This is a genomic window from Alicyclobacillus suci, from assembly GCF_017329615.1.
Taxonomy (GTDB): Bacteria; Bacillota; Bacilli; order Alicyclobacillales; family Alicyclobacillaceae; genus Alicyclobacillus; species Alicyclobacillus suci.
Genome location: NZ_JAFMTW010000014.1, coordinates 1 through 19,355 on the forward strand (window position 1 = coordinate 1; position 19,355 = coordinate 19,355).

20 protein-coding genes are annotated in these 19,355 nt (G+C 53.1%); 6 read left to right on the forward strand and 14 right to left on the reverse strand.

Going from position 1 to position 19,355, the window contains the following annotated elements; genetic code table 11:
* A partial coding sequence (locus J3482_RS09070) for an NAD(P)/FAD-dependent oxidoreductase (protein WP_206922296.1) occupies positions 1-484 on the forward strand: 484 nt, incomplete at its 5' end.
* Here J3482_RS09070 and J3482_RS09075 read toward each other — a convergent pair.
* The 3 genes from J3482_RS09075 to J3482_RS09085 form a co-directional block, all read right to left on the reverse strand.
* A complete protein-coding gene (locus J3482_RS09075; protein ID WP_188332186.1) occupies positions 476-1,378 on the reverse strand; it encodes an SGNH/GDSL hydrolase family protein in 903 nt (300 codons plus the stop codon). The genes J3482_RS09070 and J3482_RS09075 overlap by 9 nt on opposite strands.
* 151 nt (positions 1,379-1,529) lie before the next feature.
* Positions 1,530-2,678, reverse strand: coding sequence for an MFS transporter (locus tag J3482_RS09080; RefSeq protein WP_188332185.1), 1,149 nt, complete (start codon positions 2,676-2,678; stop codon positions 1,530-1,532).
* A 107-nt stretch (positions 2,679-2,785) separates the two neighbouring features.
* Complete coding sequence (locus tag J3482_RS09085) at positions 2,786-2,977, reverse strand: hypothetical protein (RefSeq protein ID WP_031219022.1); 192 nt, start codon at positions 2,975-2,977, stop codon at positions 2,786-2,788.
* Between the two features lie 111 nt (positions 2,978-3,088).
* Between J3482_RS09085 and J3482_RS09090 the strand changes: the two genes are divergently transcribed.
* Positions 3,089-3,694 (forward strand): Maf family protein, encoded by a 606-nt coding sequence (locus tag J3482_RS09090; RefSeq protein ID WP_188332184.1) that lies wholly within the window; start codon positions 3,089-3,091, stop codon positions 3,692-3,694.
* Positions 3,695-3,818: 124 nt separating this feature from the next.
* On the opposite strand, the gene J3482_RS09095 is transcribed toward J3482_RS09090, so the two are convergent.
* On the reverse strand, positions 3,819-4,988 hold the full coding sequence (locus J3482_RS09095) for a trans-sulfuration enzyme family protein (protein ID WP_206922297.1): 1,170 nt from the start codon (positions 4,986-4,988) through the stop codon (positions 3,819-3,821).
* Positions 4,989-5,169: 181 nt separating this feature from the next.
* Between J3482_RS09095 and J3482_RS09100 the strand changes: the two genes are divergently transcribed.
* Positions 5,170-6,156, forward strand: a complete 987-nt coding sequence (locus J3482_RS09100) for a DMT family transporter (RefSeq protein ID WP_206922298.1) — start codon at positions 5,170-5,172, stop codon at positions 6,154-6,156.
* Here J3482_RS09100 and J3482_RS09105 read toward each other — a convergent pair.
* From J3482_RS09105 to J3482_RS09125, 5 genes are all read right to left on the reverse strand, one after another.
* Positions 6,058-6,417 carry a DUF423 domain-containing protein gene (locus J3482_RS09105; protein ID WP_146822309.1) on the reverse strand — a complete coding sequence of 120 codons (360 nt, stop codon included), beginning with the start codon at positions 6,415-6,417 and terminating at the stop codon, positions 6,058-6,060. The genes J3482_RS09100 and J3482_RS09105 overlap by 99 nt on opposite strands.
* 144 nt (positions 6,418-6,561) lie before the next feature.
* Positions 6,562-7,461, reverse strand: a complete 900-nt coding sequence (locus J3482_RS09110) for a hypothetical protein (protein ID WP_146822308.1) — start codon at positions 7,459-7,461, stop codon at positions 6,562-6,564.
* Positions 7,462-7,664: 203 nt separating this feature from the next.
* Positions 7,665-8,627 carry a thioredoxin-disulfide reductase gene (gene trxB / locus J3482_RS09115; RefSeq protein ID WP_146822307.1) on the reverse strand — a complete coding sequence of 321 codons (963 nt, stop codon included), beginning with the start codon at positions 8,625-8,627 and terminating at the stop codon, positions 7,665-7,667.
* A 58-nt stretch (positions 8,628-8,685) separates the two neighbouring features.
* A complete protein-coding gene (locus J3482_RS09120; protein ID WP_146822306.1) occupies positions 8,686-11,124 on the reverse strand; it encodes a GNAT family N-acetyltransferase in 2,439 nt (812 codons plus the stop codon).
* Positions 11,125-11,205: 81 nt separating this feature from the next.
* Positions 11,206-11,529 carry a thioredoxin family protein gene (locus J3482_RS09125; RefSeq protein WP_146822305.1) on the reverse strand — a complete coding sequence of 108 codons (324 nt, stop codon included), beginning with the start codon at positions 11,527-11,529 and terminating at the stop codon, positions 11,206-11,208.
* 193 nt (positions 11,530-11,722) lie between these two features.
* Here J3482_RS09125 and J3482_RS09130 point away from each other — a divergent pair, with 193 nt between their 5' ends.
* A complete protein-coding gene (locus tag J3482_RS09130) occupies positions 11,723-11,983 on the forward strand; it encodes a hypothetical protein (protein ID WP_223204076.1) in 261 nt (86 codons plus the stop codon).
* A 68-nt stretch (positions 11,984-12,051) separates the two neighbouring features.
* Positions 12,052-12,213, forward strand: coding sequence for a VOC family protein (locus tag J3482_RS09135; RefSeq protein WP_188332183.1), 162 nt, complete (start codon positions 12,052-12,054; stop codon positions 12,211-12,213).
* 14 nt (positions 12,214-12,227) lie between these two features.
* On the opposite strand, the gene J3482_RS09140 is transcribed toward J3482_RS09135, so the two are convergent.
* From J3482_RS09140 to J3482_RS09160, 5 genes are all read right to left on the reverse strand, one after another.
* A complete protein-coding gene (locus J3482_RS09140) occupies positions 12,228-14,561 on the reverse strand; it encodes a PAS domain-containing sensor histidine kinase (RefSeq protein ID WP_206922299.1) in 2,334 nt (777 codons plus the stop codon).
* Between the two features lie 406 nt (positions 14,562-14,967).
* Complete coding sequence (locus J3482_RS09145; RefSeq protein ID WP_021297585.1) at positions 14,968-15,138, reverse strand: hypothetical protein; 171 nt, start codon at positions 15,136-15,138, stop codon at positions 14,968-14,970.
* Positions 15,139-15,488: 350 nt separating this feature from the next.
* Positions 15,489-16,898, reverse strand: a complete 1,410-nt coding sequence (locus J3482_RS09150) for a PTS fructose transporter subunit IIC (RefSeq protein WP_206915517.1) — start codon at positions 16,896-16,898, stop codon at positions 15,489-15,491.
* Between the two features lie 3 nt (positions 16,899-16,901).
* The gene (pfkB, locus tag J3482_RS09155; protein WP_206922300.1) at positions 16,902-17,879 is read right to left on the reverse strand and encodes a 1-phosphofructokinase; all 978 of its coding nucleotides are present in this window, start codon (positions 17,877-17,879) and stop codon (positions 16,902-16,904) included.
* 41 nt (positions 17,880-17,920) lie between these two features.
* Entirely contained in the window at positions 17,921-18,679 is a 759-nt protein-coding gene (locus tag J3482_RS09160) for a DeoR/GlpR family DNA-binding transcription regulator (RefSeq protein WP_146822300.1), read from the reverse strand.
* Between the two features lie 214 nt (positions 18,680-18,893).
* Here J3482_RS09160 and J3482_RS09165 point away from each other — a divergent pair, with 214 nt between their 5' ends.
* Positions 18,894-19,334, forward strand: a complete 441-nt coding sequence (locus tag J3482_RS09165; RefSeq protein ID WP_146822299.1) for a PTS sugar transporter subunit IIA — start codon at positions 18,894-18,896, stop codon at positions 19,332-19,334.
* Positions 19,335-19,355: the final 21 nt, after the last annotated feature.

Consider the following 19,355-nt stretch of genomic DNA (forward strand, 5'->3'; position numbering starts at 1 on the left):
CACCTGCGCCCGCCCCGCCCTCGAGCAAACGCTCGCGGCCGGCCGAAAGCATCACCCGCGGCGCAGCATCACGACGCATTTGGCCGAGATGTTTCCGGAACGGCTCGTCGACTTTATCCTACACAAGGCAAACGTCCCGGCGAGTACGCAATTAGCCAACCTGAGCAAAGTCCACTTGGACGCCATCACCGCGTCCATCAAGGCTTGTCCCATCCACATTACCGGGACCCTTCCGCTGGAGCAGGCAACCGTCACAGGCGGCGGCGTGAGCGTCAAAGAGATTGACCCAAAGACCATGCAATCGAAACTCGTGCGCGGCCTCTACTTTGCCGGTGAAGTCATGGACGTCCACGCACACACCGGCGGCTACAACATCACCGTCGCCTTCTCAACCGGCCACCTCGCTGGACAAAGTGCCGCCGAGCAAGTACTCTCCGCAACCACCACGCCCGCTCCCCGCCACCACGTCCCACCGTCACGCTAGTCGTGGCTGGTCGGCGAGTAGGAACGTGCGGATGAAGTCCTGCGCCAACAGTTGGGCCGCTACATTGTGCCCGGCCGCATTTGGGTGCCAACTGTCTTCCTCATACATTTTGATACTTTGGTGGTGTGATGTGATGTACTGATCCATTTGCTGCGCCAAGGGAATAACATAGATGTTCGGATTGTGAAACGCCGACACGACGTCCATTTCAGCGGCAATGTCCTTGTTTAATGCCGATCGGTAATAGGTCATGGAGGCATATGTGGAAGGCGGTGTCACAATGACGACCACCGCGTGCTGATTTAGCGCATCCGCGATTTCATCGTGCAGTGCCTGGTTGGTTTGGCTCGTCGGCGTCTTCTTGAAAATATCGTCGAGCATGCCAAAGGAAATCACAAGCATGTTCGGTTTATCAGCAGCCAACAGCATCGCCAAACGGGTTTGGTAACTCGGTGCGCTCGCGTTTGGCGGCTGGTCATACTGAATGGGGCCATAGCCCACTTTCGACTCGTTGATAAAGTTGTAGTGTACATCTTGTGTGGCATTCACCATGCGGAACGCCCTCGTCAAATAGCCACCTTCGGCCTTCGTGTCTCCGTCGCCCTCGGCGGCTGATCCACCAATGGCGACCACCGTATACGTTTGGCCCTTCTCTGGCATGACCGGCCACGTTGTAAGCGGATTGTTTAGCGAAATTTTGGGGTAAAATGTAAACTGGCTGACCAGCGGATTCATCGGCTGTTGAGATTCACTTGGAACCGTGATTGCGGCCGACTGTGCGCTCACAACCCTCCGTTGCCGATTGGCGTGTGCGAGATTGACCGACGACACAGCGACCGCGAGTAGCAACACCATGAATACGCCGCACAACCACCAGATTTTCCTTCTCCTCATCGCTTCTCCTGCCTCCATACAAGGGCTAATCCAGTCTGTAATCTTCTGTAAGAATCAGTAAGCCGTCCCAAGGGTGCAGAACGACAAACTTGCTAATCTCTATCAGTGTAACATACCGACTAGATTGCCCTCGCGATGGCGCCAATAAGAACTAGGGAACCTTGTCGGGCGGCGTTTGACGCATCGTGATCCGACGAACGACCATGAGATAAGCATACGCGACGATGAAAAAGAGTGCGGACAGAATCATCAACCCATTGTAGTGATTGGCGTGCAAAAGGCTACCGCCAATAGATGATCCGATAGCGTTACCCACCCGCGTACCGAACACGCGCATACCAAACATCTGCGAGAATTCGCTAGCGTGTACCAAATCGAGAAACATCGCATCAATCACCGGCGGCGGAATGGCCGTTGTGATAGTGACCAGGAAATACACCGCGACAAACACGGCGGTGGTCATGGCGACGAGAAACAAGAGCGTCGAGATGGCGCTGAGGACAAACGAGACAAACAGCGTCGCCTGCTGGCGCAAACGTTGAATGAGCGGGCGCACAAGATAGGACCCCAGCGAAATCATAAACAAGCTCACGGCGTAAACGAGCGACGTGACAGCGCTTTGTTGATGGTAGCGCTGTTCGAGAATCAGCGTCGCAAATGGGTTGAACAACCCACCAGCGATGCCAAAGAGAATGGCGTAACCCGCCATGAAGATAAGCGGTCTCGATGGTATTTGGAAGACGCGAGCGCGGCGCGTGTCCGGCGCTTTGAGAAAAAAGCGAAACACCGGCGCGACCAGAGAACAACATGCACCAGCCAGCATCGTCGCGCGCAAGCCTTCCGCGTGAACAAACCAACCCGCAAAGATGGCGCCCAAACCGATGAACACCATGTACAGTGCAGTAAAACGGCTGATAAGATGGGACTTGTCGCGACTTTGCACGAGGGAACTCAAAACGACGTTCTCCGTGCTGGTCAACATTGATCCACCGATGCCAGACAACGCCGCCGTCGCCATCCAAATTGGAACCGAGGTGACTAAGGATGTACACAGCGCGCCAAGGCCAATGGTCAACGTGGCCCATTTAAAGACAATTGACGCACCCACTCTGTCAGCCACGGGGCCCATCAAAAGCGCCGAGCAGCCGCCAAAAAAGGCATTTATCGCGAATAGATAGCCAATCGTTCCGTCTGAGATGTGTGCGGAGGCATAAAAAAATGGCTGCGCGTATTGCACCATGCCAATGCCAAAACTCAGAAAAAATTCACTAAAAAAATAAAGAAAAAGTCCGCGGCGCATGATGAACCTCCAGGAATACGTGTGACGGTGCATCGAAGCACATCATACCAAGACTTGGACAAAGAAAAAAGAGCGAGCACATGGCCCGCTCCGATTTGACACAGCGTTCACTGAAAGTCTGAGACAGATGCACCATAGCTTCCGTCAAGCTTGCGACTGTACATTCCTTCTTTCGGCGTCCCGTAGCGCCGGGGCGCATCCTTCGGCCGGCCACTTCGCATGCTCATGCTCGCACTGGCACTCATCACAGGTCCTGAAGCTTCATCGCCGCGACCAATGGATTTCCGTCGAGATGTCATGTACAGTCCCCCTTCGATGATTTGTGTCAAATCAGGCATAATGTAACCAACCCGGTACAAAATCATGCTCGCGTCAAAGTGAGCACTACGCGCGAAAGGACGGACATCAGGATGAGTCAGATACATATCGTGTTAGCGTCCGGATCACCCAGACGTCGACAATTGCTCGACATGCTGTCACTGCCGTTTTCTGTCGTCGTGACGAGCGCCGACGAGGAAATTCGGCCAGAGTGGACACCCGCACGAGCTGTCGAGGAACTCGCAGAGCGAAAATTGGCCGTGGCCCTGTCCCGAATCGACGTTCCGGACACCATCGCCATTGCTGCCGATACCGTGGTCGTCGTCGACGGAACCATCCTCGGTAAACCTGCAAATGAACAGGAAGCCTACGAAATGCTCACACGTCTGCAGGGACGCGCGCACGAAGTCTATACTGGCGTCGCTATCTACAACATGAAAAACGGCACCTCGCGCACGTTTCACGAAATGACGCGCGTATGGATGCGACCGCAAGGTGAGGAGTGGTTGCGTTGGTATATCCGCACTGGCGAGCCAATGGACAAGGCCGGCAGCTATGCCATCCAAGGGCTTGGGGCCCTGCTCGTCGAGCGGATTGAGGGAGACTTCTACAACGTGGTCGGCTTGCCGATTGGACAACTCGCCGTCATTCTGGAAGAACTAGGCGCCCCCATACCCTCCCTTCAAAAACGAGCCTAAACAATCGGCCGGAGGCGCCAATCTGTACACCTTTGCAAAAAAGGCTCACGCCAGAAATCCATTCTGGTCGTGAGCCACAGCCACCATCCAGGAGGCTCGATAGGACGCCCCAACGAGCGCTAAGTTACAGCCTTGCACCAGAAAGCACGCGGTCGCGAGCATAATCGAGCGCCTCAGCCAAGTCATCAATCAAATCGCCAATGTGTTCTATGCCCACAGATAATCGCAAGAGCTTATCCGTCACGCCAATGGCGTTGCGGATGTCTTCTGGGATATCGAAGTGCGTTTGCCGCGCGGGATACGTCATCAGCGACTCCACACCGCCGAGGCTCTCCGCAAATGTAATCAACTTCAAATGTTCCAAGATAAAAGGCACCATCCGGGCATCAATGACGTCAAACGACACCATACCGCCAAATCCAGACGCCTGGCGCGCACACACGTCGCGGCCAGGATGGGTGTCGAGACCAGGGTAGTAAACCTTGGGCACGTCATCGCGCGCGTCGAGCCAACCCGCGATGGCATAGGCATTTTGCATGTGTCGCTCCATCCGCAGCGCCAGCGTCTTCAAGCCACGCACGAGCAGCCACGCGTCTTGTGGGCCGAGAACAGCCCCAATCGAGTTTTGCACAAAGTAGATGCGCTCACCCAATTCCGGCGTAGCTGTGACGACTAACCCTGCTAGCACGTCGTTGTGGCCGCCTAGATACTTCGTGGCGGAATGCATGACAATGTCTGCCCCCAAGTCGATAGGCCGCTGGAAAAACGGCGTCATGAACGTATTGTCGACCATCGTCAGCCACCCTCGCGACCGCGCGAGTTTGGAACAAGCTTCAATATCGGAAATCTGCATCGTCGGATTCGTCGGCGTCTCAATAAACAAGCCTTTCGTCGCATCCGTTGCCGCGGCTTCAATCTCTTCGAGGTGACCCGTATGTACATAGGTCGCGGTGATGCCGAGTGGCCGCAAAATCTGCTCAAGTACGCGGTACGTGCCACCGTACAAATCGTTCGAGACAATGATGTGATCTCCAGGTTGAAACAGCATCAATACAGCGTGGACAGCAGCCATGCCGGAGGCAAATGCAAACCCTCTCGCACCGCCTTCCAAATCCGCGATAGCGTCCTCCAACAATCGGCGCGTCGGATTGAGCGTACGCGTATAGTCATACCCGGTACTCTCGCCGAGTGCCGGATGAGCAAATGTCGTCGAGTGATAAATGGGAGCCGAAATGGCGCCCGTTGCCGGGTCAGACCCGTTGCCAATTTGCGCTAGACGCGTCTCAATTTTCATTTTGCTAATGTCTCCCTCGCAACGCTATGATTGTGCAAAAGTTATAGAAACTGTACAAATCTCGGAGGGTTTCGTCAAGGCTTTACGCGGGATCAATTGAAGCGTAGAGTGTGTTTTGGGAATCCTTTGATTGATGTGTTAAAAGCCGGACTTATATATTGTGTAGTAGGAGCGTTGTCCATTGAAATCGAACGTGACGACAAAACGGCAGACCGCACAGCCTGTCATCCTGATATCCTTGTTCATCGGGTTACTCGCCGTGTCGTTTTCCGCCATCTTTATTGAATGGTCCAGTGCACCATCCGCCGTCATCGGCATGTATCGGCTGTGGATGTCGGTTTTTTTGTTCCTGCCGTTTGCACTAAAACGATGGCACGAATTTCTGAAACTAACCCTGCGCGACGTGTTTCTCGTCTGCCTATCAGGTATTTTTTTGGGACTGCACTTTCTCTTCTGGATCCAATCTCTGAAAGAGACATCTGTCACCTCATCGATGATTATCATCTCGCTGGAACCGATTTTTGTCCTGATTGGATCCGTCGCCATCTTTCATCAAAAGGTGACAAAAACGGGGATACTCTGCATGCTGTGCGCCATCATCGGCTGCGTTGTGGTCGCGTCGGCCGATTTTGGCAAAGGCGGCGAACACTTGTGGGGAGATATGCTGTCGCTCATCGGCACACTCGCCGTCTCTCTATATATGCTGACGGGACAAAAAGTGAGAGGAACGGTCTCTGGCACGACATACAACGCCCTCGTCTTCTTTGTCGCAGGCCTTGTTCTGTTTCTGTTCAACATCGCGACCAAAACGCCACTCTGGCATTATAGTGGCCGCAACTGGTTGATGTTCGCACTGTTGGCCGTCATCTCCACGGTACTGGGTCACGGCCTGTTTAACTGGCTACTCGACACCGTGTCCGCGACGACCATCAGCATGACCATCTTGGGCGAGCCGGTTGGCGCCATTGTCCTCGCCTATCTCCTACTGGGCCAACCAGTCGTCCTGCTCCAAGGCATTGGCGGCATCCTCTGCCTCATTGGGGTCTTTTGGTTCCTGCGAACACATCCGTCACACCAACCCAATAATGAAGAAAATCCACCCAGCCAGGAAGCAAACGCCGCCGATGGGCGTGACAGGCCCGAAGGCTTTGATGCCAGTGGTGCTTAAGAGGTAAAGGCTGCCGGAGAACAGCACGATACCAATGCTGAACAACCAGCCAGAGATATGCATCATGCGCCCGCCAATGCCCATACGGACAAGGATTCCGACCGCCAGCAAGGCGAGCGCATGATACATTTGATACTGATCTCCCGTTTGAAACACACTGAGCATATCCGCAGACATTCTATCTTTCAGCGCGTGCGCACCAAAAGCGCCTAACGCCACCGACAAAAATGCAAAAATGGCTCCTATCACTGCATAGCCCATGATAAACCTCCCTAAAGTTCAAGCGGACAATCGATTCCCATCAAATCCTACTTTACCAAAAAATGATTTGCACAAAAAGAGGCCATCCCTCGCGCAGTGTAACTGCACAAGAGATGGCCCGATTTTGCGACGCGTGTCGCAGCCTTATTGGAAGTTGTTCAAATCTTGACTGATATGGCCGCGGACGGTTTGAGGGTTCGTGCCAAATTGACCAAACGCGCTATTCATCGCTTGCCCTTGTGAGAAACCTTGGGAACTGCCGCCATACTGACCGCGCAACGCGCCAGCTTGCTGCGAGGTCATCGCCCCCACTTGGTTCGAAAGGTCTTGCTGAATGTCCTGACGGACCTCTTGAACGTTGGTTCCGAATTGGCCAAACGCGCTGTTGTTTGCGCTCTGTCCATACATCGCCTGACCATATCCACCCTGAAACTGGCCGACTTGTTGCCCCTGATTGCCTTGAACCTGCGCCGGTGCTGACTGCATCACCTGTTGGAAAGCACCTTGGTTATAATGGCCGCCATACTGTTCTTGCGGGCCATACGAAGCGTTACGATAACCAAGATCTTGTGCGATATGCTGTTGGGCGACCTGTGGATCCGTCGCACCCGCATGCATCGGGCTTGAAGCGAACTGCTGGCCGCCATAACCGAGGTCTTGGGCAATATGCTGGCGAACTTCCTGCGGGTTGGTTGCTCCTGCTTGCATGACCGAATAGTGTGCAGGTGCCGACTGGAACCCACTAGCCGACATTTGGTTCATGTTCGAATAGCCTAGATCTTGTGCAATGTGCTGACGAACCTCCTGTGGATTCGTCGCACCTGCGCGCATGCCGCTGTGGAAACCTTGACCAGCAAACTGCTGCGGATAGCCCTGACCCGCCATTTGCTGTGCGTAACCGCTGAACTGCTGTTGACCTTGGTTGATTGTTTCAGAAATGTGTTGACGGACTTGTTGTGGGTCCGTGCCAAACTGACGGAGCGTATTGAAACCGCCCTGCGCCTGATTGCTCGACCCGAACGGATTACCTGAGTACTGTTGCAATCGTATCAGCGTCCTTCCTAAGTGATGTAATCATGCAATCAAAGTATGCGCAGCTTATATCCCCCACATGCGCACGATTTTGGAAACGATACAAAAAATGAGCCGCATGCAAACCAAAGATTTGGTTCACACGCGACTCATCCAATACACGCTCATCCATTACACGATAGTACAAACTTTCATATGCCGGCAGTTGCTGTCACTTACGCGTTGGCGGATGCTGCCGTCCACTCGTGGGTCATGCTACCCTCAAGGTACTTCTCTGCGTCCATCGCCGCTTTACAGCCAGAACCAGCCGCCGTAATCGCTTGGCGATAGCGTGGGTCCATCACGTCGCCACACGCAAAGACACCCTCCACCGATGTCAATGAGGTAGCACCCTTGGTCACCAAATAGCCAACTTCGTCCGTTTCGAGCTGGCCATTGAGGAATGCGGTATTCGGTTGGTGGCCGATAGCGACAAATACGCCATCCGCCTCAATCGTCTGCCGCTCGCCCGTAGCGTTATCGACCACGACCAAACCGGTCACCTTGTTGCCATCACTGACGACCTTTTCCGATGACGCGTTCATCACAAAACGAATTTTCGGGTTCGACTTTGCCCGCTCCTGCATGACCTTCGACGCACGCAGTTCATTCCGTCGATGCACAATGACGACTTCTGACGCAAATTTCGTCAAAAATGTCGCTTCTTCCATGGCCGAGTCGCCACCGCCGACCACAATCACGCGCTTATTGCGGAAAAAGAATCCGTCACACGTCGCACATGTGGACACCCCACGGCCAATCAATTCGTGCTCGCCTTCGATGCCCAGCATTTTCGCAGACGCGCCCGTAGCAATAATCAAAGCATCCGTGGTATATTCCTGGTCTTTATCGACAATCACGCGGAACGGTTTCACGCTAAGGTCGACTGATGTCGCGCGTCCCCGCTGAAACGTCGCACCAAACCGCTCTGCCTGTTTCTTCATGTTCTCCATCAACTCAGGACCCATGATACCGTCGACGAACCCCGGAAAGTTCTCTACTTCGGTGGTCAAGGTCAACTGTCCACCTGGTTCGTCGCCCTCAATGACCAAAGGTTCCAGATTCGCACGCGCACTGTATACAGCGGCTGTATATCCAGCCGGTCCGGTTCCAAGAATCATCACTCTACGATGTTCCATTCAACATCCCTCCAACCTCTATTGTGCCATGTCAGGCCACATTAAAAAAGTTATCTACTCAAACTTCCACACGCGTCGCTTCGACAAACGAGGAAAGTAAATAAACCGACGTATCCTCCGTTACACCCAGCGTAAACGTCGCCCGCGTAACCTCCGGCGCATTATCAATCCACTGAGACAATCGCAAAATAAAGTCCTGAATTCCATCGCGGGCAGCGCCAGGTACGGTGACTTCAATTTTTGAAATCGCCTCTCGCCAAATTCCTCGAGCATCGGCATCAGTCAGCGGAATCAGGCGAATCGCAGGCAACGCCACCCCCTGTCCTGGCACCGAAGTGCGCGACAAATCCGCCTCAACCATGTCCAACCGTAACAGTGGGCCAAACTGCGGATCTGACTCAATGCGCATCTCAACCCGCAGAAAAACGCGTTCATCCGACACGTTATCGAGGCAAAGTTTGCCCCCCAGCGCCCGAATAATCCGCTTCAGTGTCGTGTCGTCGGAAATTTCCGCACAGCCATTCTCAGGCAATCGTTTGCGGATGACGGAGCGGGCGAGATCGATATCAAAATCCGGCAAATCCGGGATATATCCCGGGTCTCTATCGCGGTACTCGTGATAGGCGGTCACCTTCGCGAGTGCCCGAACGGCTTGCTCGGGAAACGGATAAATTGGAATGCTGCGCTCCGCGTCAACTTCTAAATAGCGCACGCGATAATCACCCGTCGTCAAAAAGTTGGCCACGACCGCCTTTTCATACGGATGGCGGGCGCCATTTTGCGGCGGCGCATCGTTAGCCACTTCACAGAGCGCCGCTGAAATCGCCACCCGCACTGCCTCTTCATCCGACGGTCCGACAGGTGTAAACAAGACGACGACAGCGTCGACCGATTCGTCGCGCAACACCTGTGGCAACACGGTACGATAGCTTTCCGCCAAAGACTCAAAGCCGATATTTAGGACCGGCGCCACAAACTCCAGTCCTTCACGTAACAATCTATCCACCGCCATCACCGCACCGCCAGCCGTGTTGGTAACAATGGCTACGCGGCGCCCCGCGTGACCGTCGCCGGACCGCAATAACACAGCCACATCAAACAGTTCCTGAAGTGTCTCCACGCGAATGATGCCGGTTTGGCGAAACATCGCCTCCACGGTGGCGTCCTCCGCTGCAACCGCTACCGTACGGCTCTTTGCCACATTGACGCTGACCGGCGTACGCGCGCTCTTCACTGCCAAAATCGGTTTATGGCGGGTGATTCGCCGCGAGATTCTCGAAAACTTACGCGGATTCCCGAACGACTCAAGATACAAGAGAATCATATCCGTCGACGGGTCGGACTCCCAGTACTGCAACAAGTCGTTTCCAGAGACATCGGAGCGGTTGCCAAGACTCACGAAGCTCGATACCCCCACGCCAATGCGCGTGGCGTAGTCGAGAATCGTAATACCAAGCGCTCCAGAATGCGAGGCGATAGCGACGCGGCCGTGCTCCGGCACCAGCGGTGCAAAGCTCGCATTGAGGCGAACGTCTGGATCCATTTGAATCAACCCGAGACTATTCGGGCCAATGAGCCTGGCCCCTGCAGAGCGCAGTCGATTGAGAATCTCGTATTCGAGTTCCGTGCCGGGCTTGTCTGTATCCGAAAATCCGGAAGATAGAATCATCACACTTTTGACGCCAACTTCAATACAATCGTCTATCACCGACAAAATCTGGTTCGCTGGAACAACTATCACGGCGAGATCAACCTTTTCTGGCACATCCTTGAGCGTTGGATAGGCCTTGACCGCGGCAACCGATGGAGCGGTTGGGTTGACTGGATAAACCGTCCCGCGAAAGTCACTATTCAAAATATGCCGAAACAATACGTGACCGAGTCGGTCAGGCGCCCTCGACGCGCCAATTACAGCGACAGTTTTCGGATGAAAAAACCCGTGCAGCGAGGCTGCTGTCGCCAGTCGCTCGCGCGTTTCCTGAAGTCCCCGACTGCGTTCATTCTGCCGTAGCGGCCACGTCACATGCATGACGCCCGATTCTTGATTGATAGTCATCGCGAACCCACTGGCTCGAAAGACATTCATCATTCGCTCGTTATCGCTGAGCACCGTCGCCTCAAACTGTTTGATGCCATTGAGGTACGCCGCCTCTGCCAGGTGTTCTAACAAAAGCGACCCGAGACCACGTTCCTGCATGTCGTCGGAAACCAAAAACGCGACTTCCGCTCTGTCTTCATCGAGCCGCCGATAATTTCCGATAGCCAGCGCTTGATGTCCATCCGTGCACATCAACGTCAAGGCGTTTTGCCCGCCGTCACCAATCATCTCTTCAATCACGCTATCATCGACGTCCTCGTGTGACCGAGCAAACCGAAAGTAGCGACTCTGTTCAGACACGTTTTCGAGCAAATTGCGTATCCATGTGCGGTCTTGGCTCGTATTTTTCGCTTTTCGCAACTCCGCCACATGACCGTCGCGAAGGATGACGCGCGCCATGGGTTCGGCCCCCTTTCGAGCAAAATATAGGAAAAGCTACTCGAGACCTGCCCCGAGTAGCTCCTTATCGAAGTTCACCACTTACTTCTTATATGCCTCGTCAAGGAACGCTTCTACCTGTTCCTTCGACTTCGCATCGCGGCTGAACAGACGGGCCACCTCTTGTCCATTTTCATAAGCAATAAACGTCGGGATACCTAAGATCTCCAGCTTTTCACCAAGCTCTGGCAACTCATCGCGGTTCGCGCGGACTATCGAAAAATCACCCGCATATTTCGATTCCCATTCCTCAAAATATGGCTCAATTCGCTTACAATCTGGGCACCAATTCGCATAAAACTCAACCATTACGCGCCCCGATTGGGTCGATTGCGCATATTCTTCATTTGACGTAATCTGCTTCACGACATAGGGCCTCCCTTCCTGCACTTGCATGATTTCATTATAACGTGTTCTAGCCCACATGGAAAAACTCGCGAAAAATTCTATAGGATATAGCTTCCAGAACAAGCCGCCTTCCCACTCGCACATGCATACCGCCAGTCAGTGCAGGCCATCTTAAGTCACACAGAAATGTGATAAGGAGGATGCCGCTATCTTGGAACGCCCACAGAGTATACACGAACCAAATCAGTTCACAGAAGCATCCAGCGCTCTCGACAAAGCGGAAAACGCTGTGGCTCAGGCGCAATCTCACACCAGTGATACATCTCTTCGGCAAGCGGAAAATTCGTTGGAACATGCAACGCGAGCAGTCCAGGAGATTCAAGAGGCGCAAAATCAAATCGCCGTGGAACGCCTGAACAAGCGCCTAGAGTCGGCCGAGCAAACGCTGTCGGAAACTAGGCGCACACAATGAACATTTCATTTGCGCCCCCATATGGTAGAGCAATGGTTGTTCCAACTCGCTACTTGGGGGTGCACTTGATGAAAATCGACACATTCATCAAGTTGGGGTCGCTCGCATTTGGCGTTGCGCGCGACGAGAAAGTTCAGGAACTGCTAAAGATGGCTCACAAGGGCGCCAAACGGCGTGGTCTGCTACAGCCGCCCACTTCTCCACCGTGGGGCATGCAAGGTAGAAAATGAGCGGTTCTCGTGGATTACGAACTTGTTTTCTCATCTGCTTTTGGCAAGCGCACAAGCACGGTGGTTCCTTGTCCAAGTACGCTGTCAATCTGTAGCGAACCGCCGTGCGCCTGCACAATGCGCCGACTCACGAGCAGTCCGAGACCAGTCCCCCGCTCCTTTGTCGTAAAAAACGGCGTCCCGAGCTGTTCCAAGTGCTCTTCCGGTATCCCTTCACCTGTGTCCTCCACTGATATCTCAACAACGTCTTCGCGCTCGGCGACCACCAAACTCACTTGACCGCCTTCGTTGGTAGCTTCCAAGGCGTTTTTAATAATGTTGACCAACACCTGTTTCAATTGATTTGGGTCACAATGCAAACGCGCTGGCACGCGGTCACATTGAACATGGAGTTCAACACCATGCAACAAAGCTTCTGCATTCATCAGTGCAACAACATCCCGCACAATATCCTGAACCGCATAAATTCTAAAAAATGCGTCGGCAGGCTTGGCCAATGCCATCATTTCACCCACAATCAAATCAACCCGCGCCAATTCGTCCTTCATAATCTTCAGATACCGAGCCTGGGTCGGGGTGGCACCTTCCTCTAGTAACCGACAAAACCCCTGAATGGCTGTCAGGGGATTGCGAATTTCGTGGGCGATACCGGCAGCCAACTGGCCGACGCCCGACAGTTTGTCCGAGTAGCGAAAAATTTCTTCCGCGCGCTTGCGCTCGGTCATATCTTCGAGAATTAAAAACGCGCCTTCGACCCCATGATCTGTGATAATGATAGGAACCCAAGTGACAGCCACAGATATGGTATGTCCGCGCGCGTGACGCATCGTGGTTTCAAACTCTGCTTGCGGCTCGTTCTGAAGCGACTCCCCGGCTGCATATTGACGCAACCAGTCCTCAATCAAGTGATGCGTATCATCCGAAAACAACGTCTTCACGTGATTGAGCTCGAGCAACTTATCTAAAGCGTAGCCGAGAATCCGTTCGCTCGCCTGATTGGCCTCGACGATGCGCCCAGCCAAGTCAACTGCCAAAATCGCATTCGGATGATGATGCACCAACGAATGATAGCGCTCCTGGCTCATCCTCAGCTTGCGCTCCGCACGTTTTCTGTCCGACACATCGCGAACCACAGCCACCAATCCTGAGCGCATCTGCCCATCACCTTGAATACTGCTCAGTGTCACATCGACATCAATCGGGCGTCCATCCCTGGTTGTGGCCACAGCCTCATAGCTTGTTACTGTTTCCTTCACGCCATGGGCGTCACTCAGCCGCAACCGGCCGAGGTCAATGCCTGCGAGGTCGCCAACGAAGAGATTGGACACTTCTTCGGCCTCCCAGCCAAATACTTCCTCAAACGCGGGGTTCACCGTCGTGACGACACCACTTGGTTCTAAAATCACAATGGGATCCGTCGAGTGATACACAAAGGAAGTCAGCAAATCTTGGGTAGTCCGTAGCTTTTCGTGCATCTTTAAAATGCGCGATACATCGTTAAAAACGACGTATCGCCCGTGCGTGGCGCCATCAATGAGAATAGGAATCGAAATCCATAGGTTATGTCGCAAAAAATCGACGTAATCCTCCGACTCGCTCCCTTGAGTGCTTATCACTTTCAATGATGATACCGCATGGGAAACGTCCGCAGAATCCAGTCCCACAGCCATCAGGACACTGTCGAACGGCAGACCCACGAGCTGGTGTTTAGACCTGCCATAAAGTTGCTGGAACGCGCGATTGACGTCACGAACGACATCCGTCGCGTCGAGCCGCAATACAGCCAGCGGATGATCTCGAAACAACGACTCGTACATTTGATAAGACGAATTGGCGCGTTGAAAGTCGAGCGTCGTCGCGACACGCTCCGCAATCAATGTCAAAATGCGCACGTCACTGCTCGTCAGCATGCGCTCCCAGCGGTGATATACGATAAAACAACCATAAAAATGCCTTGTCGAGCGAACAGGCACAAGCCATGGGCTAGACAACCCAAACGTATTATGCGGTGTCAGCCGATTCACGGCCGCTTGCTCATTCCATCTATTCAAATCAAACACGCCTGACGCAGTCGTCACATCAGCCACAAAACTAGGCGACGCTAATAACCGATTTAATTGATCCCGCATAGCCGCAGGCATCTCATCAAATCCGGGGCCAGGCCTCAGTGCATCGCGAATCGATTCGTAGATCAAAGTGACGCATCCGTCATAGTGAAATTGACGGACAGACGATACAAGCTCCGAAAACATGTCAAATACAGTTTGTTCCTCTACAAACAGGTTCACGTTTCCTGCGTTGCTCACAGTCACAACGCTCACACCCTTGTCATCACTCTGAAATTCCATGATATTCCCTTACATATGATAGCAGGATTTGTGCTATCAAAGCTAGGCGATGATGTTATTTTCAACGCTGTATTCAGATTCTTTCCAAAATACACGTTTCCTGACCAAAGCGCCGAGACAGGTGGAGGCGCGTGGGGTGAATAAATAGTATGGCGACCCCGACGGGAATCGCCAACTTACCACTTCACTATGTACAGAAGAGTTGTGCCTAGCGCACTGGCACGTGTGCACTAGGCGATGAAGACGATTGGGATGACACATCTTCACAAATATTGTACCATATGTTCGAGTATTAAGATAATATTGTGAGAAAAAAATAGGGCGAATGAATTCGCCCATGGATGAGGAGTGGCGTGGACAGCCAGCAAACATGATGTGGGATACCCCACTTCGGCTCCCAACCGTCTCAGGTCGAGAGCCGACGAAATGTCACGACCAATTGATTCCTAATTCTCCGTATATCGATGATTTTCACTTCTCGCCGCTCGACGGCAGATTTTAATTCGCTAATCAGTGCTTGATTCTTTGCCTCATCGGCCTGCGTGAAAATCACTGTTTCAAATGGCTGTTCAAGCACGTGAACTCGCCCCCAATCACGCAAACCGCTATCGTATTGAAACACTGAACCGACGGGTCACCCGATACAATCAACTGTCTGTAACTGAATAATAAAAAGGATTCTGTTGAACGTCAACCGGAAATGTCAGGTTTCATAACACAAATCGAAAAAATCCATCAATCACGTAAAGAAAACTCACAAATCGAAAGTACGTACACGCTCTGCGCCCTGCGTCACTTCTATAAAAAAGCGAACCGCATGAGCCCGTCGACCCCAACTCATTGCAGTCCGCCCACCTATCTCGCCACCATCTCTTATCCCGTACAGCCTGCTTTCTTCATTTCACACATCACTCGCCTGAAGCGCCGTTAGACTACGCGCTTTTTCAGCACCGACGCCATCACGCCTGCGATGATAGCGCCAATCAAAATTGCAATCACATACAAATACCAGTGACCGATAAGCCAGAATACGAAGATCCCGCCGTGGGGCGCTGGCGAGGTGACCTTAAACACCATCGTCAGTGCACCCGTAATGGCAGCACCCACCATAATGGAGGGAATAACACGCAGGGGATCCCGGGTTGCAAACGGAATAGCGCCTTCCGTAATGAAGCATGCACCCAGGATAATGGCCGCTTTACCTGCGTCGCGTTCATCAGGGGTGTACTTGTGCTTGCTGATAAAGGTCGATAGTGCCATGGCCAACGGCGGAACCATACCTGCCCCCATGACGGCTGCCATAATCGTCTGCGCTTCTGGCGTGCCTGTAGGAAGGAGCCCAACAGCGAAGAAATATGCAACCTTATTAAACGGCCCGCCCATATCAAAGGCCATCATCAGTCCGAGCAGTAAGCCGAGTCCTATCGATCCGCTCGCCCCCATGTGCGTTAGCCCATTCGAAATGGCGTGCATCAGTGCAGCAATCGGGTGCCCCAGTACGTAAATCATCAAGAGCCCTGTAATTCCGACCGTGAGCACAGGCATAATAAGTACCGTTTTGACGCCTTCCAAGGTGCGTGGGACGCGAATCAATTTCCTCAGCCCCAACGTCAAGTAGCCTGCGAGGAATCCAGCGATAATACCACCGATGTAGCCAGCGCTTGCGTTTGGCTCACCGTACATAGCACCTTGTGTACCAATCCAGCCACCGACCAGACCTGCGGCAAACGCTGGCCTATCACCGATAGACTGTGCAATAAAGGCAGCCAAAATCGGTACAAACAATGCGAATGCCGAACCACTCCCAATATTGTTAAACGCTTGAGATAGAGATTCTTTTTGATTGAGATCAATTGCAACAGACAAGGCGATGAAAATACCGCCGGAAATCACCAGTGGCAACATGTTCGACACGCCGTTCATCAAATGGCGATAAAACGCGGGTTGCCCAGACTTGTGAGCGTCTTTTTGTTCTTGGATACTCGATAGATACTCGCCCGTCGCATCCCCGGCCGCCGAAGTTTGTCCATAAACCGGCGCGGTCGTCGACTCCTCAATTAAGCCCCTGGCATCTTTAATCGCCGCTGTGACCGAAGTTTGCAGTACTTTCTTCCCGACAAAGCGATCTAACTCAACCTTTTTGTCCGCAGCGATAATCACCGCATCTGCTGCGCTAATCTCGTCCGCTGTCAACGTATCTTCTGACCCACCGGCGCCCTGCGTCTCCACGCGAATATCGACGCCCATTTCCTTCGCCGCTTGAAGCAAAGCCTCTTGCGCCATGAATGTATGAGCAATTCCTGTAGGGCACGCTGTAATGGCGACAATCTTACTCATGACCTATTCCCCCGTTTCCACAATGACCGTCGTTTTCAAGCAGTCTTCTATATCCGCTTTCGACGGATGCAAATTCCCTGGTTTTTGAACCTTGGCCGTACCGGCCGCTGCCGCAAACCGTACGGCTTCCGGAAGTGATAATCGATGAATGAATCCATATAACAACCCAGCGACCACTGTGTCGCCGGCCCCGACTGAAGACACCACCGGGACGCGTGGAACGCGAACGTGCACAGCGACCGATGACGTCACAGCGACAATGCCTTGCTCACCCATTGAAACGACCACCAATCCGACACCTGCGCGCGCGATTTGGGTAGCCGCACGCACGACGTCCTCCTCGCTTGTCAAGGTCTGCCCCAACAATTGCTCCAACTCGTGCTGATTCGGCTTGATGACGTCTGGTTTCGCCTCGATGCCAAGCGCAAACGCCTCGCCACTGGCGTCCAACAACGTCTTGATGTGATGCGCTTTCGCCCATTCAATGACATTCTTGTACCAATCCAGTTGACAGCCTGCCGGCAAGTTCCCGCACAGCGCCAACCAGGAATCGGCGCCTGTACATAGTTGCTTGAGCGTATCGCCGAACATGCGCCAGTCAGCTTCCGTAAACTGCGGTGCAGGACTGTTCAATTCCGTGAGCGTACCGTCCTCATCAATCACTTTGACATTGACGCGCGACTCGTCAGCAATCCGCACAAAACGGGAATCGACGCCCTGCCGGACAATCTCCTCATGCAACCAATTCCCGCGATTTCCACCTAGAAATCCAGTCGCAACCGCCGGTACGCCGAGGCCTGCCAGCATTTTCGCCACATTGATTCCCTTTCCACCCGCATGCTGCAAAGGAGTGGGAACGCGGTGTAACGTGCCTGGTTGCAAGCGCTTCACAGACACAAACAAGTCGACGGCTGGGTTCAATGTCACCGTCACCACGCGCCCTAACGCGCGCGCTGCTGACTGTGCTCCCTCTCTCTCCATGGTCTTCTCTCCTAGTCATCTCTGTTGTCAAACCGTGCTGCCTATGGCAATTCCACACGCACACCTGCGCTTTCCAACGCTTGAGCCAATGTGCTGTTGACAATGGGTTTATCGGTAATCAGCGCATCAATACACGTCCACGAACAAACTTGCACGAAACTAACTTGCCCAATTTTACTCGCATCGGCGACAACCATCGTTCTCTCTGCACAGTGAACCATCGCCTTCTTCGTCGCAGCTTCCACCGAATTTGGTGTCGTCACGCCCCCACTGTACAAACCGTTCGCTCCTAGAAACAACAAGTCAACATGCAGCTGTGATAGCATCTGTTCAGCGAAAGGACCAACAAACGCGCCAGTCGTCTGCCGAAGTTCACCACCGAGCATCACCAGGTGCGTGCCTGGATTGTTTTGTACTTCTGCAGCAATGGCGATACTGTTCGTGACAACGGTTACATTTCGCGCCGACAGATGCTTCGCAATTTGAATGGTCGTGGTGCCTGCGTCCAAGAGAATGATTTCCCCGTCTTGAACAAAACTCGCAGCGAGCCGACCGATGCGTTCTTTCGCCTCCGAATTTTGGACATTGCGCTCCTGGAATGTAGGTTCAAACCCTGCAACCTCAGCGGCAATGGCACCACCGTGCGTGCGTTTCAACAGCCCCAATTCCTCTAGCTCCTGTAAATCACGACGAATCGTTGATTCAGAACTGGAGAAAATTTGTGCGAGCTCGGCAACAGTGACTCGTTTATGCTGATTAAGATAAGTAACAATCTGCGCCTTGCGCTCATCCGCAAACACGCGAACACCTCTTTTCCAGATGGACAACATATGATTACTTACGCTCATTCAGCAACAAAATATGAGTACATATGCGCATTTTCGATTGAATGCGCTCATTATATGGTTTAGAATGATGGCATGTCAACAGGAGTTTGAAAACGCTTTGCTGAATAGGTATGTTGAGCTATGAAACAGGCCATACGTCTGCACGACATCTTCGGGAGGAATTTGCATGTTGGAAGTCCAGAACATCTTACTCGACCTTCACGCTGACAGCCAGGAGCGTGTGATTCGGGCCATCGTTGAGCGTGCGAGCGAGATCGGCAAAATCAACGATATCGAAAAGACCATTCAAGCCGTACTCGACCGCGAACAAGAGAGCACGACCGGATTTGGTAAGGGCGTCGCAATTCCGCACGGCAAGACCGACGGCGTAAAAGAGCCCGTCCTGATGTTCGCGAAGTTGGCGTCCGCTGTCGAGTGGAAATCGCTCGATGACCAACCGGTCGATATGTTATTCATGATTCTCGTACCAGACACCGCACAGTCGGAACATTTGCAAATTCTCGCCAAGTTGGCCCGCCGCCTCATGCATCAAGATTTCGTAGATCACCTGCGCGACGCCAACAGCGCCGAATCAATTACTTCGTATATCCAGGAGCAACTGGCGTAAGCGACATTGAATGGGGGAGAG

What these genes read in the sequence shown, in the direction of transcription:
- J3482_RS09120 (WP_146822306.1), bottom strand. Translation starts at nt 11,124, where the DNA reads ATGGCGCGCGTCATCCTTCGCGACGGTCATGTGGCGGAGTTGCGAAAA.
- trxB (WP_146822307.1), bottom strand. Translation starts at nt 8,627, where the DNA reads ATGGAACATCGTAGAGTGATGATTCTTGGAACCGGACCGGCTGGATAT.
- J3482_RS09080 (WP_188332185.1), bottom strand. Translation starts at nt 2,678, where the DNA reads ATGCGCCGCGGACTTTTTCTTTATTTTTTTAGTGAATTTTTTCTGAGT.
- J3482_RS09135 (WP_188332183.1), top strand. Translation starts at nt 12,052, where the DNA reads ATGAAAATCGACACATTCATCAAGTTGGGGTCGCTCGCATTTGGCGTT.
- J3482_RS09095 (WP_206922297.1), bottom strand. Translation starts at nt 4,988, where the DNA reads ATGAAAATTGAGACGCGTCTAGCGCAAATTGGCAACGGGTCTGACCCG.
- J3482_RS09105 (WP_146822309.1), bottom strand. Translation starts at nt 6,417, where the DNA reads ATGGGCTATGCAGTGATAGGAGCCATTTTTGCATTTTTGTCGGTGGCG.
- J3482_RS09090 (WP_188332184.1), top strand. Translation starts at nt 3,089, where the DNA reads ATGAGTCAGATACATATCGTGTTAGCGTCCGGATCACCCAGACGTCGA.
- J3482_RS09075 (WP_188332186.1), bottom strand. Translation starts at nt 1,378, where the DNA reads ATGAGGAGAAGGAAAATCTGGTGGTTGTGCGGCGTATTCATGGTGTTG.
- J3482_RS09085 (WP_031219022.1), bottom strand. Translation starts at nt 2,977, where the DNA reads ATGACATCTCGACGGAAATCCATTGGTCGCGGCGATGAAGCTTCAGGA.
- J3482_RS09165 (WP_146822299.1), top strand. Translation starts at nt 18,894, where the DNA reads ATGTTGGAAGTCCAGAACATCTTACTCGACCTTCACGCTGACAGCCAG.
- pfkB (WP_206922300.1), bottom strand. Translation starts at nt 17,879, where the DNA reads ATGGAGAGAGAGGGAGCACAGTCAGCAGCGCGCGCGTTAGGGCGCGTG.
- J3482_RS09140 (WP_206922299.1), bottom strand. Translation starts at nt 14,561, where the DNA reads ATGGAATTTCAGAGTGATGACAAGGGTGTGAGCGTTGTGACTGTGAGC.
- J3482_RS09150 (WP_206915517.1), bottom strand. Translation starts at nt 16,898, where the DNA reads ATGAGTAAGATTGTCGCCATTACAGCGTGCCCTACAGGAATTGCTCAT.